This is a genomic window from Paenibacillus sp. FSL R5-0908, from assembly GCF_038006245.1.
GTDB lineage: Bacteria > Bacillota > Bacilli > Paenibacillales > Paenibacillaceae > Paenibacillus_AQ > Paenibacillus_AQ odorifer.
The window spans coordinates 2466701-2480368 of sequence record NZ_JBBOUV010000001.1 but is presented as its reverse complement, the minus strand read 5'-3'; the positions used below and the strand labels follow the sequence as shown (position 1 = coordinate 2480368).

Below are 13668 nucleotides of genomic sequence, written 5' to 3'. Positions count from 1 at the left end.
GTACATTGCTTCTATTGATTTATTCCCTGCGCAGACACAGCTGGAGTAATTTTCACAAAAATAAATCGTGTAAGCGGCCCAACTAAAATGATCTGCAGTGGAAGTGCAAAAATAAAATTTTTACCTATGGCAGACAGGTAAGCTCTTGGTAGTTCAGCAGAAAATCCAACATGGAGAACTGCGCCATAGAAGGACATGAACAATACCATTCCGGTCACCATAAAAAAGGATATGAACATGATTTTTTTGATCATCGGATCATTTTCTTTAACCAGCTTATGCGCGATCCCCTTTGCAACCTTGCCTACAACAAATACATCTAGAATGAGTGCAACTATAAATGCAGGCAAGTAGCCGACAATCACATCCTTAACTAACGTGCCTGACCAACCCTCCATTAGTGCTACATTGTAAATACTCATCCCCAGCACCATTAAAAAACACATGATGAACGTAAATAAAAATGCTTCTTTTTTGTTTCTTCCCATCTTCAAGCTCCTTTTATCTCTGTATTGTCAACTTGGATTACAATAACATAGATCCTCAAATCAAGTCAACCAAGTTGACAATAATCACAAATGACTTATACTGGGATAAACGAGCCATCATTTAGGAGTGTTCTAATGAATAAGCAGCTGCAAAAAATGAACCTGATTGATTTACTCAGTGAGAAGCATCTAGCTTTACGTAAAATAGTGACAGACAAAGACCCGGATCAAATCAATAAGACCGAATCCCACATTCTTGCAGTTCTTGCGGCCCGAAAAATGTTATCGATCTCAGAAATCAGTAGAATAATTCATATTTCAAGACAGGGCACGCATAAAAGCATTCAAGGCATGTTATCCCGTGGTTATGTTGAAGCCGTTGAAGTCGAAGGAAATCAGCGTGACAAAAATATTGTCCTCACTCCAAAGGGTATAGAATGCAATAACAGAATGATGATCACCAAAATTGAATTAGAGCAGCAGATCGCTGCCAAGCTGGGAGTAACAAATGTAGAGCTTCTTAAATCTTTGCTAAAAGAAGATTGGCTCTAATCTCCAGCAAAAAAGCCGCAGAGTTGTCTACTCTGCGGCTTTAAAAAGTTTGAATTATTTTCCGGGAAATTGTCGTTAATTAGCTTTCAAAGCACTGTTTGCCGCGCTCTCTCCACCTAGACGACCTGAGGTAAAGGAATAACCAATTCCAACCCCATTGCCTACATAGGTATCGTTGAATAATACGCCTTCCGATTCAAGCCCTACAGCAAACAATCCTTTTACTGGTGTACGTTTATCATTTAGCACTTGGAACTTAGTGTTTACCAGCAAGCCACCTACAGAACCCAAGTTGTTGATTTCAGCGACGATGGCATAATACGGTCCTTCTTCGCCCATTGGCTCTAAATAATCAGCAGCTTTACCAAATTCAGTATCCACACCAGTTTTTGTAGCTTCTTTATAACTATTGTAATTTTCTACAAACACATCTACATCCATACCTGCATTTGTTGCTAATTCTTCGATTGTATTTCCTTTGAAGCCATCTCCGTTTTCTACCATAGAATCAAACACCTTTTCTGCATTTACCCATGGATTCTCTAACGTAAATTGATCTGCAAATTCGGCATAAAATTCTGGTGGCATTCCTGGCAGGCTTGGTGCGTTAACACCTTTCATCCCCTTGGACTGAAGAGCAGCCAATTGTGATTTTGATACGATAACCATATGATAAGCACCATTAAATGCACTCGTATTAGCTGCGGCGACCGATGTTAATGTCGCTGCTTCATCTCTGAAACGTGCTCCGGAAGAACCTACATTCATGAAGTTAGGCAGATACGTCAACATCAGCGGATAACTTGCTTCAAAAGGCTCATATTGTGCTTTTAGTCCTTGTGTTGCTCTGGCTAATGTTTGGTGCAGCATCTGACCACCGAAGTTATCAGGAACCTTGGCTCCTGCTTCCCAAGCCATCTTCAGACCTTCCCCAACATTCTGACCTAGTCCTCCGTTAACCCCTTCAAAACCAAAAGCTTCTTTAACCATTTCCGAATTTGCAGCATAACCACCTGTTGCCATTACGACACTTTTGGCTGTGATTTCAAGAGTAGTCCCGTCTGATTTCTCAGCCACAATACCTGTAACTTCTCCTGCTTCATTGGTAATCAGCTTTTTGGCAGTGGTTTCGGTGATCACTTGTCCACCCTTTTGTTCAACCGATTCAGCCAACATTTTCCGAAGGGTCTCTTCCCGGGTTTCATAAGCTGGCAGTACATGCAGCTGCTCTCCGAAAAAGTTTAGAAAGCTGGTTTTATAACCTTTTTCCGCTAACCAATCATAAGTTTCACCGGATTTCGTTACGTATTGTCTAATCGCTGCAGCGTCAACTCTCCAGTGATTGTTGACAATCCAATCGGTAATTTCTTTTTCCACATTTACTTTAAGATTATTGTCAGTAGCTGCGGAAGAATTATAGAACTTACCGGCCCAGGATAGATTACTTGCTCCCCCGATAACTCCTGTTTTTTCGATAATAATAACCTTGGCACCTTTATCAGCAGCGGTTACCGCTGCGGACACACCAGATGCACCGGCGCCTACTACCACTACGTCTGTTTCAAGCTTTTCCGTTTTACCTTCACCCGCTTTTTGCACGCCACCGGCTTTGAGGACTTCCAGATTTCCTCCACCTTTGGTTACGGCATCTTCAACGGCCGCGAGCATTGCTTCACTGGAAAGACTCGCACCACTAACAGCATCTACTGCCAAGGTTTGTCCTTCCAGAATTTGATCTTTTATTTTTTCAAGTGCACTATCGCCTAGACCACCTGTTTCTGACTGGCTTACGATCTTGATATCTTTAATTTTATCTGGCTCATCCATAGTGACTTCTACTTTAATCACGCCCTCTTTGCCTTCCGCTTCCCCAGCGAATGTACCGGCTTTAAAAGATGATGATGACGAATTTGCCGACTCCCCATTTCCTTTGCATCCACTCAGCATGGAAACGATCAGCACCATACAAAAAGTTAACATGAGCATTTTCTTGGTGAAATTTCTGTTGCGCATTCTCTTCTCCCCCAGTATCTAATATCTTATAGCTCGTCAAGAACGTGATATTTTTCACATTCATATCTATACATATCTACCGAACGTTGCCAAGCTATATACCGAAGTATAAACATTGGTGCAGCACCAAGGTCAATGTCCAATTCTTGTCCAAAAAGAAAAACACCCGCTCTCAGAGCAGGTGTTTATAGAAATACACTTATACAATTGGGATATTCACTTCCAAATACGAGCGGTTATTGCCTTCTATTTTTTCAGTGAGCATTAATTTACCCACCACATCACCTGCTATAGTATATCCATTTGCTTCGATGTAATCTATCATAAACTGCAAGGATTTCTTCGTGATATAATGTCCATCCGTAGATAACATGATAGCAGAGATACAGGTACTCGGGCTAATGTACTCTACATATTCATCGATATCCATAGCAAATTTCTGCACTTCCTCCTCGGGTAAGGTAAGCCCCCAGCTATAGTCAAAGTTATTATCACCGGATAACACCCCCGCGTCCTCAATCTTAAAAGAATAAAACGCATAAGGCAGCCTATCCATCCAAGTGTTGACGAGGCTTTTTACGATATCATTTTTTAATAATGCATTTTTATCCGTTTGCTTAAGCCTGTACATGCCTGGCAGTTGTTTAAGTTTACATATATATAATGAGGACTCTATTTCCTTAAGCTCTTTATGAATTTCATTCATCTTGTTTAGCAGCATCGTCTTTTGCATAATCTCTTCTTCTAAACTCTGCTGAGACTGCTGCATCATTCCCATAACTTGCTCAATAGAGGACTCCTTCATTAAAAGTGCCACTTCGGGCAATGGAATTTCCATACTGCGATACCATCTGCTCATTAACAGATCCCTCGCATCTAAATCATTAAAATATCTATAATTATTGCTGTTATCTTTTGTGGGCCTAACAATATCATGTTTCTCGTATAATCTCAGCGTATCCGCAGTTACCCCGAGAATGGAAGCAAATTCACCTATGCAATACTTCACCTGAAGTCCCTCCATTCATTTCATGCATACCCTACCACACTAAATGATAAAGAGAAGGACGCTGTTTGGATATGAAGTAACTCATTTCATACTCAGGGTGTACATGCTAACTACGCTAGTGCAAGTAAGTGAACTAACATAAATCCAACTAGAGATAACATGACCGATCCTATAAGTCCCGCTGCAAAAGACTTCATTCCAAGCCGTCTAAATGCCGCCAAATCAACGTTTAACCCAAGCCCTGCCATCGCCATAGCGATTAACATATAAGCAATCGTAACGATCCCATTGGCTACTGATGCGGAGACGATCCCTAACGAATTCACACCACTGACAACTAGAAATCCTAGAATAAACCAGGGGATTGGAATGCTTTTCCACGAAGCTTTAGCCGCTCCACCTTGCACTTTTCTTTCTTCACGATTGGACCAAATCCCAATTAAAATAGCCACCGGCACAAGTAAGGCCACCCGGGTCAATTTAACGATGACCGCCATATCAACGGCAGCATTTCCACCAGCATCCGCAGCCGCGATAACGTGAGCAATTTCATGTAAAGTCGCTCCTGAGAATACCCCATAACCTAAATCTGATAAGCCGAGAAAAGGATACAAAAATGTGTACAGCAGTGTAAATATTGTGCCTAATATAGCTACTATAGCTGCACCAATGGCCGTTTCGTCATCTTTGGCTTTTATCTGTGGAGCGATGGCAACCACCGCTGCCGCACCGCAAATCGCAGTTCCGCAGGCAGTTAAGATACTGAGGCGCTTATCTACTTTGAACAGTCGAGCCAATCCGTAGACAACGGAGATCGCAAATATAATGACGATGACTGCCAAAAGAAATACCCGAGGTCCTGCAGCAACGATATCCATTAGATTAAGCCGCATACCGAGCAGGATAATCCCAAGACGAAGCAGTTTTTTACTGGAAAAATCAGTGCCATGTGTGATGCTACCTGGCACTCCTATCGTAGCTCTCCAAATAATCCCGATTAATATGGCAATAACCAATTGCCCCATAATAGATAAGAATGGAAAACCCGCTAAAAATTTCGCCAATAATGCGATAACTAAGGTTAGCCCTATCCCTAATGCAAACCCAACCTTTTTGTTGTGTTCTGGTTGATACAAACCTTCTGATTGACCCATGTCGTATACACTCCTTGATGAATGTCTAGATGATGCTGTATAAATACTTCCCATAACTCAACAATAATACGACAGCGCTCGGAAGTTAAATACCAATATCCTATCCGTAAGATTAGGAATTCTTATGCTTAATTTTAGACAAAAAAAGCTCCTTCGAGTGAAACATAAATGCCGTAGCATCTGCCTCACCAAAGGAGCAATTATAATTGTTAGTGATATTTAAGCTTCCAGCTTCTGTAGTCGAGTCCCTTTAGGAAGTACAGAAGTTATATATTCGTGTACCGGATGTTGCCCTTCCTCTTCCGCAAGTACAGTTACAATTCCTTGATCTGTACCGGTTCGAATCAGCCGCCCCATCCCTTGTTTGAGTCTTAACAGCATGTAAGGCAAATCCACATCTTCAAAAGGAGTGGAGGTTTCCGCCCTCTTTGCCATAAACACTGGATCAAGCGGAGGATACGGCAGCGACCATATGATCACATTAGATAATGAAGGTCCAGGGATGTCCAGCCCTTCCCATAAGGTGACCGCACATAACACGCTATGCTCATCCCGTTGGAATGCTGAAATCAAATAGCTGATTTCTTGATCCCCTTCATATAAAAATGAATATGAGCTGCTTTCCGGTCGTAATGAGTTAAGCTGCTTGAATTGCAGAAGCTCTTCACGAGTACGAAACAGTAGCAGTGCTCTACCTTCAGTCTGCTGAATAAGCTTCAGGGAAATTTCCATTTTCTCAGCAAAATCCCCACTCTGAAGCTCTGGCACATAGACATTCATCTGGTGCTCATAGTCATAAGGTGAGTCTACAGAGAAGGATAAAAAATCTTGTATCCCAAGACTGTCCTTTAAGTATTGGAATGATTTATCCACAGACAATGTAGCCGATGAGAATACGATTGGCATTTTTTGCGTGAACAGGCTGTCTTGAAGTACCTCTTTGACATTTCGTGGCATGACCGACAGCGTTAGACCATCGCTTTCTTCTGTCGCCCAGCAGATTAGAGCTCCCGAATCCTCAAACAATCGCAAAGCGATCTCTATGGTCTCCAAACGTTCCTCCACAATTCGCAGTTGGTATTCATCAATCGTGTAGAGTCCGCTTTCGAATACTAATTCTTCTTCGATAGCTGCAATTACACTCCGCATCCGGTGTACCTCACGAATCAATGAAGCATTCAGCTCAATGCTTTTCCGATCTGATCCTGGTATGTTTCGGCATTGACGGCGAATCGCTTTGAACATTTGCTCACTTTGCATGATCGCTTCATCAATCAGAACGGCTAGCGTTTCACGAATCTCGTTCTGTAGCAGGCGAGAAATCAATTCTTCAAAGACGACATGCTTCATCTTATAGCCAAGCGCCTTCATGGCCGCTGATTCTAATAAATGTCCTTCATCGAATACAACCGCACAATGATCTGGAAGCAAAGGAATTTGCCCTTCCCGCTTACGCGCTTCATAGGTCCAAATATGCTCCATGTAATAATCGTGGGAACAAATGATCAGATCGCTTGATTTCCGGTAATGATCACGGGACAAGGTCTGCCCGCAGCGGTGACGCATATCGCAAGTAAAGCAGTCCTGAAACGTATCCCAGTTAATCTTGTTCCATTGTTCGTCATTCAGATCAGGATAATCTCTGCGGTCTCCATAAGCATGGAATTGCTGCATCGGTGCATGTGAATGTACAAAATCAGGTAATGTACTGTACAAGCTCTCCAGTGGTAAGCTTTCATCATCATGGTTCCGAGCCTGATCCAGCTTTTTCAGACACATATATTTATCCGGAGATTTCGCTAGTCTGGCATCAATATTCATGTTCAGATGCTTTGCAAGCTTGGCGATATCGCCTTCCGGTTTCACAAGCTGCTCAATCAAGGACTCGTCCGCACATGCAATAATCGCAGGTTTGCCCATATATCGCGCATAACAAATGCTATACAACAAATACACTAATGTCTTGCCTGTTCCGACCCCTGCCTCAGCAAAAATCGTCTTTTTCTCGGCAAAAGCTCGCTCTACCTGAAAGGCCATGTATATCTGTTCATCACGTACTTCAAATCCAGCCTCAGGAAGAATTTCATAGAATACATCACCGACCCATTCCCCTACTTGCTCCATAAAAGGTTTGGTCCGATCATATTCAAAAGGATACTGTTTCGCCAACAAGCCTACCTCCAATATTTGATCAGGCATCTCTACCATGCCATGAAAAATAGAATCAACGGAAAAACTCTATTATCTCATACGTTTGGAGGAATTACAAAAAAATAATTAGAGATCTAAAATCAGATTAACAACGAAGATACTCATTTTCGTATATATCATTAATCCTTTCCAAAACATTCCGGGCTTGATCCTTAAATTTCAAATCCGCAACCTGACCTTTCCGAAGAAATACCCCCGTCTCCTCACGGTGTTCTCCCAGAGCCCCCTCATACAATTGGCCGGCGCCGTGGGTAGGCGGAGAGAAAAACAGCTTCATCAACGGCTTAACTATAAGAGGCAGTCCAGAATTTTTTCCTTTTCGCAATGTGTTATTGCTACCCGGATCAACACTGCGAATCATGATGCCCTCGTTAGCAAGCTGCCCCGCGGCGGCCTGTGTCCATAACGATAATGCCAGCTTTGAGGTAGCGTAAGGACCAAGCAGCTTGCGGAAGGTTGTGGGATGCTCCAGGATTTCGATCGTAAACTCATTCGTAAACTTAAGCGCTGAGGAAGAAGTGTTGATCACCGTTTTTAAGCGTCCTTTTTGTAGGCTATCCTTCAATTCCATTAAAATAATATACGGCACAACGGTCATCAACTCATAGTGCTTTTCACGCCCCTGTGTCGAGTAACTTAGTTCAGGGAAGCTCCCGCCGGCATTGTTGAACAAAATATCGATCCACTGCTCCTTGCCTTTGATCTCTTCCAGCGTCCCTCTCAAGCTGGTAAAATCCGCGAGATCGGTTGTTTTATAAATACGAAGCCAGCCGTTTTTGATGGCTTTTTGGATGTTCATATCATCGGCCGGAAAACCGGAACGGTTCAAAGCAATCACCTGCCAATCCTCCGCTAGCAGTTTTCGAGTTAATTCCAATCCAATCCCAGCGTTAGCGCCTGTAATCAATGCGATATTTTCACGTTGCTGTGTGCTCATTGTAAATCTCCTCCTGAATTCGGGATATCCTCTTCTTATAACGCACATTTTATTAATTGGAGTCGACTCCAAGTCAAGGCGTAATAAAAAGATTTTGTCCCAGAGATAAGGTCTTGACTTGGAGTCAGCTCCAAGTTGTATAATGCACACACAAAGCAATCTCCAGGAGGTAGAGTATGAAGGCAGAGCAGACGTTTACGATAAAAGAAACCGCCGCGCAAACCGGAATATCAGAGGATACGATCCGCTATTACGAAAAGATCGCGCTGCTTCCCCGGGCGGACCGGAAGGACAACGGGCATCGCGTTTACCGGCAGGAAGACATAGATACAATCCTGCTGCTATCCTGCCTCAAAAAAACAGGCATGCCCTTGCAGGAAATGCAGCCATTTTTGGCGGTCTCCGCCGACGCTGATCCCGCGGATTATCCTGAACTGGTGGAGCATTTAAGAAACCATCGAGAAAACATCGTCAGCCAAATCTCGTCGCTGCAGCAGGTTGTCGATTTTATTGATATGAAGCTGGAACAAGGAAAATATCGCCGAGACTGCTCAGATAAAAGCGAGGACAAATCGAAACCAAAAAACATCTCCCCTGTTGAGATGAGTTATTTTTCTGGATCAGCAAAAATGAATATTTAATGAATTGGAGGTTTTAGGATGAAAGCAATGATCATAAAAAAATACGGGAATTCCCCTCTTCAGCTAGCCGACATCCCAACACCCGCAGTGGGTGATTATGATGTATTGGCAGAGATCCACGCAGCAAGTATTAATCCTATCGATTTCAAAGTGCGGGATGGCAAAGTCCGTACGCTGTTGAAATACGACATGCCCCTAGTTTTAGGAAATGATTTTTCAGGGATTGTCATTCAAGTAGGAAAGAATGTTAAAAAAATCAAGATAGGTGATGAGATTTACGGACGGCCCAGAAAAGATAGAATTGGAACCTTCGCAGAATATATTTCCGTACATGAAGAGGATATAGCGCTCAAACCTCACAATCTTTCCTTTGAGGAAGCTGCATCCATCCCATTAGTCGGGCTTACTTCTTATCAAGCATTGCTTGATATATTACAGCTAACGGCAGGACAAAAGGTATTGATTCAAGCGGGAGCGGGCGGGGTTGGCACTTTTGCTATCCAACTTGCCAAAGCGATGGGGATATACGTGGCTACTACTACAAGCGATGCTGGAGCAGAATTGGTCAAGTCACTTGGAGCCGATCAAATTATTAATTATAAAATAGAAGCATTTGATAAGGTTTTACAAAATTATGATGGAGTATTCGATACCATTGGCGGTGAAACATTAGAAAAAGCTTTTAAAACAGTCAAACAAGGCGGACAAATTGTATCGGTTTCAGGGTTGCCTAATGCTCGCTTCGGAAAAGAGTATGGAGCTGGGTTCATAAAAACTAATATTTTTCGCTTGATTACCCGGAATCTGAGCAAATTAGAGGCAAAATACAAGGTCAAATACAGCTTTCTGTTCATGAAACCAAGTGGCAGCCAATTAGAAATCATTTCAGAGCTTATTGAATCCGGACAAATAAAACCTGTTATTGATCAAGTGTTTCCTTTTGTAGAGGCACAGAAAGCAATGGAGTATTCTGAATCGGGCAGAGCTAAAGGAAAGATCATATTAAAAATAAAGTGATACAACACATAAATAAAACGGCAATCTAAGACTTTACGCTTCTCGTCTAGACTACCGTTTTTTATTTGTGTACTCGTTAATTAAATTATCTATCTCCAAAAATCCGTTCCAGCAAAAACAAACTCTTTATCCAGCGTCTCGTCCCCATCTTCAAAGCAATCTGCCCAAGAAACACGTTGCTTACTCAGGAGAATTACATCCTTCACGCCATATTCCTGATAACTAACGGTTTGTTCATTAGCGGTGTTGTTCCAGTTATCCCAGCCAAGTGGATCAATATGTGCACCCAACTGGCATTCCACAAATACGGTTTTAGCATACTCACGCCAAGGACGGCCCAGAAACACCGGAGCAATATCAGGGGCTGCTGTTAAAAAGCAATTTTTAAAAATATAACCATACGATTGTCCCTCAGGTGTGGAGGCTGCCGTGATATAACCTGCTTGATTCTCACTATGACGCAAGCTGCGAATTTCACATCTGTCAAAATAAGCCGTAGCCCCACCAAATATAAAGTCCACTGTTCCCTCTATATAACATTGCTGATACATCTGCCGATATTGGGCATGGTGTTCTCTCAGTGGTATACCTCCAAACGTAGATCGCTCTTTGGGTGCAGGTGGCAAAGGTCCCGTGAATAACGTGTCCTGATGCCCTTTTAAGGTACAATTTCTGAATACGGTTTGATCACAATTAGCATACACGGCTACCGCCTGCCCGATATTTTCACCCTGCCCTGCATTATTGGTAATCACCAGATTCTCCAAGACCAGATGGCTGCCGCCCAGAAATAACGTTGGTGTAGAGAATGTATTGATTTCTTCGCCCGCTTCATCACGCTCTTTCGCGTAACGATTCATAACAATCTCCACGTAGCCAATCCCTATGATCGTAAGATTAGAACGATAAATCCGCACTGCCTCTTTATAGACCCCTGACAAAATATAAAGCGTATCCGCTTGAGCGGATAGCCCCTGCTCTAGTGAATCTATCGCCTCTTGAATCGTGTGATAAGCGCAAAAGGATTCTTTTCCTACAACAAGCATAGTGGATTCTTTTCCTTTCAATAAATTGATGACTCTCGCTTATGGACAGACATTTTGTTCTTCAGGTGACACTGTAGCTTGTTCTACTAATTTTTCCGGCTTCTTTGTGTTTTTTGATCGACAATTTATGATCTCTACAGCTTCTCCATTTTCAATGTAAAAAGCAGGCCCTTCATGGTTCTCAATCGTCACCTGATGAAATTGAACATCTCTTGCATTCCCGAGGAAAAATCCGCGATTATTCATGTTTTCGATCCCTGTCATCATGTCTGGATGGCCGGGAATTGCATTCGTCGCCATGGAGATGTCCACATTAGTAAACGTAATCTCGGATACATATTGCTCCGCAAGCCCGTATAAGAAACCCGCTGCGGCATGAACATTACGTGCGGTAATATTGGCAAAATGAATGCGTCTAAAACACGGCGTTTCCTCTGTAACCGGATAAGGATTTTTATCCCACACATATTTTTCTTTCCCGCGTGGTCCACAGAAATAATATAGATTTAGAGTAAACGGACAAATAACGTCCTCCATTACAATATTGCTGATCCGAATATCTTCAATCGTTCCCCCGCGTCCCCGTCTTGATTTCATCCGGATTCCACGATCGGTTTGTTTAAACACACAATTACTAATCGTGACATTACGAATATCTCCACTCATTTCACTTCCGAGTACGACACCCCCGTGTCCATGTACCATAGTGCAGTTGGTGATCGTAATATTCTCACAAGGAACTCGTTCTTTGGTATCCTCAGTTCCTGCCTTGATCGCTATGCAGTCATCACCGACATCAATATTGCAATTGCTAATTCGTACATTGGTGCAAGACTCTGGATTAATGCCATCTGTATTTGGAGAGTCCGCCGGGTTCAGAATGGAAATATTATCAATAGTCACATTGTAACAGCCTATCGGATTAACGGTCCAGCTTGGAGAATTGACCAGCGCGATATCTTTAAGGGTTACCCGCTGACAGCTGTCCAAGCCGATTAGAGTCGGCCGGGGATACTCCAGCTCTTCCCGGCGGTTCCGAAACGTATCCCACCAGAGTTCACCATTTCCGTTAATCATTCCGCTGCCAGTGATCGATACATTAACTAACTCTCTTCCATAAATACAAGGTGAATGAACCCGCTGCTTCACTCCTTCCCATCTGCATTCCACTGCAGGGTAATCCTCCGGGTTCGTACTAAATGAAAGAATGGCACCAGGATTTAAATTCAATTCGATATTGCTTTTCATATGAATTGCACCGGTTAAGAACGTGCCAGCCGGCACATAAACGGTTCCTCCACCGGCTTTATTTGCCGCTTCAATCGCACGTATTATCGCTTCAGTCGCTAACTTTTTACTATTCTTAAGCGCTCCAAAATCCTCAATATTGTAGATCAACATTCATAAGCCCCCCTGTTCTATATCAGATCCAGCCTCTTAATTGTTCGTATTCCACACAGGCCTGAAGGAAAGCACCCACACCTTTTTGGTCGTTAGTGACAATAGGCTCGCTAATGTAATAAGCGAAAGTACCGTCACGTTGGTCCACTCCACCTAATCCTGCTACTTGGCAATTCTTATTTAAATTGACCCATTCTTCTTTGGTTTCTAGTACAAACTCCGAGATAAGTCCTTGTTGAGCCAGATCTAATGTTTCGTACCATCCAGCGTTTAACACGCCTAATCGGATGCCTTTAGCCATGGCATACACGATCATACTTGAAGCAGAGGCCTCAAGATAATTTCCTTTGCGTTCCCCTAGATTAATCACTTGATACCAGACCCCGGATTCCTTATCCTGATATTTCTTCACCGCAGTTAAGGTATCATTTAGTATTCGTACCAGCTCTGGATAATCTGAGTGCTCACTAGGCAGCAATTCCAGAACATCAACTAAAGCCATGAGATACCAGCCAAGTGAACGGGCCCAAAAGTTAGGCGAAAGTCCTGTTTCAGGGTCGCACCAAGGTTGAATACGCTGTTCATCCCATGCATGATATAGCAGACCTGTTACCGGATCTTTCGTATGCTTCTCACACAAGATAAATTGTTTGGTTACATCCTCAAGTCCCTGCCCTTCTTCAAAAGCTAGCAAGTAAGCTAAATAAAAAGGAGCGCCCATATAAAGTCCATCTAACCAAATCTGATAGGGATATATATTTTTATGCCAAAAAGCACCTTCCGAGGTTCGCGGATGGGTCTCAAGTTGCTTTCTAAGTAAAGCAGCCGCTTTTTTGTATTTTTCCTGCTTCGTTTCTTTATATAGAGTCAATAATAATTTTCCGTTGTTAATATGATCGATATTATACTCCTCTAGGTGGTAGCCCTTGACACTGCCATCTTCCTGAATAAAGTAGTCCATATTATCTTGAATGAACTGCAGATACTTAGAATCACCGGTCTGCTTCCAAAGCCATTCAAAACCGTTCAATACCACGCCATAATCGTAGGTCCAGCTTCCTTTATAGCCTTTATCTTCATAAAGCTTCGGTGTCCGTGCCATAATAGAGTCTGCCGTTTGAATTGCCCATTGTGATTTCTTCATCCCAACCCCCAAAATATTTATAAATTTAAGAGCTCAAAAACTAAAAATAGGTTCA

Annotated in this window: 12 protein-coding genes; 3 read left to right on the top strand and 9 right to left on the bottom strand. The window is 42.6% G+C overall.

The window, feature by feature from the left end:
* Window positions 1-11 precede the first annotated feature (11 nt).
* Window positions 12-488 carry a DUF2798 domain-containing protein gene (locus MKZ09_RS10750; protein WP_036679295.1) on the bottom strand — a complete coding sequence of 159 codons (477 nt, stop codon included), beginning with the start codon at window positions 486-488 and terminating at the stop codon, window positions 12-14.
* Between the two features lie 135 nt (window positions 489-623).
* Between MKZ09_RS10750 and MKZ09_RS10745 the strand changes: the two genes are divergently transcribed.
* Complete coding sequence (locus MKZ09_RS10745; RefSeq protein WP_076203117.1) at window positions 624-1040, top strand: MarR family winged helix-turn-helix transcriptional regulator; 417 nt, start codon at window positions 624-626, stop codon at window positions 1038-1040.
* A gap of 75 nt (window positions 1041-1115) precedes the next feature.
* On the opposite strand, the gene MKZ09_RS10740 is transcribed toward MKZ09_RS10745, so the two are convergent.
* The 5 genes from MKZ09_RS10740 to MKZ09_RS10720 all read right to left on the bottom strand — a co-directional run bounded on the left by MKZ09_RS10740 (window position 1116) and on the right by MKZ09_RS10720 (window position 8364).
* Window positions 1116-3053: an FAD-dependent oxidoreductase gene (locus MKZ09_RS10740; protein ID WP_076134008.1), complete on the bottom strand. Its 1938-nt coding sequence runs from the start codon at window positions 3051-3053 to the stop codon at window positions 1116-1118.
* A gap of 199 nt (window positions 3054-3252) precedes the next feature.
* Window positions 3253-4062: a MerR family transcriptional regulator gene (locus tag MKZ09_RS10735; RefSeq protein ID WP_076203115.1), complete on the bottom strand. Its 810-nt coding sequence runs from the start codon at window positions 4060-4062 to the stop codon at window positions 3253-3255.
* A gap of 110 nt (window positions 4063-4172) precedes the next feature.
* Window positions 4173-5216, bottom strand: a complete 1044-nt coding sequence (locus MKZ09_RS10730; protein ID WP_076203113.1) for a YeiH family protein — start codon at window positions 5214-5216, stop codon at window positions 4173-4175.
* A 219-nt stretch (window positions 5217-5435) separates the two neighbouring features.
* Window positions 5436-7340: an ATP-dependent DNA helicase gene (locus MKZ09_RS10725; RefSeq protein WP_370511165.1), complete on the bottom strand. Its 1905-nt coding sequence runs from the start codon at window positions 7338-7340 to the stop codon at window positions 5436-5438.
* A 172-nt stretch (window positions 7341-7512) separates the two neighbouring features.
* Window positions 7513-8364: an SDR family NAD(P)-dependent oxidoreductase gene (locus MKZ09_RS10720; RefSeq protein ID WP_076203110.1), complete on the bottom strand. Its 852-nt coding sequence runs from the start codon at window positions 8362-8364 to the stop codon at window positions 7513-7515.
* Window positions 8365-8540: 176 nt separating this feature from the next.
* Here MKZ09_RS10720 and MKZ09_RS10715 point away from each other — a divergent pair, with 176 nt between their 5' ends.
* Together MKZ09_RS10715 and MKZ09_RS10710 are read left to right on the top strand one after the other, a co-directional pair.
* A complete protein-coding gene (locus tag MKZ09_RS10715; protein ID WP_076134004.1) occupies window positions 8541-9005 on the top strand; it encodes a MerR family transcriptional regulator in 465 nt (154 codons plus the stop codon).
* A gap of 18 nt (window positions 9006-9023) precedes the next feature.
* On the top strand, window positions 9024-10022 hold the full coding sequence (locus tag MKZ09_RS10710; protein ID WP_076203107.1) for an NADP-dependent oxidoreductase: 999 nt from the start codon (window positions 9024-9026) through the stop codon (window positions 10020-10022).
* Window positions 10023-10111: 89 nt separating this feature from the next.
* On the opposite strand, the gene MKZ09_RS10705 is transcribed toward MKZ09_RS10710, so the two are convergent.
* From MKZ09_RS10705 to MKZ09_RS10695, 3 genes are read right to left on the bottom strand one after another with little or no spacing between them, the layout of a single operon-like run.
* Window positions 10112-11068, bottom strand: coding sequence for a pectinesterase family protein (locus MKZ09_RS10705; RefSeq protein WP_076203103.1), 957 nt, complete (start codon window positions 11066-11068; stop codon window positions 10112-10114).
* 39 nt (window positions 11069-11107) lie between these two features.
* A complete protein-coding gene (locus MKZ09_RS10700; protein ID WP_076134002.1) occupies window positions 11108-12469 on the bottom strand; it encodes a glycoside hydrolase family 28 protein in 1362 nt (453 codons plus the stop codon).
* A 22-nt stretch (window positions 12470-12491) separates the two neighbouring features.
* Complete coding sequence (locus tag MKZ09_RS10695; RefSeq protein ID WP_076098492.1) at window positions 12492-13613, bottom strand: glycoside hydrolase family 88/105 protein; 1122 nt, start codon at window positions 13611-13613, stop codon at window positions 12492-12494.
* Window positions 13614-13668 lie beyond the last annotated feature (55 nt).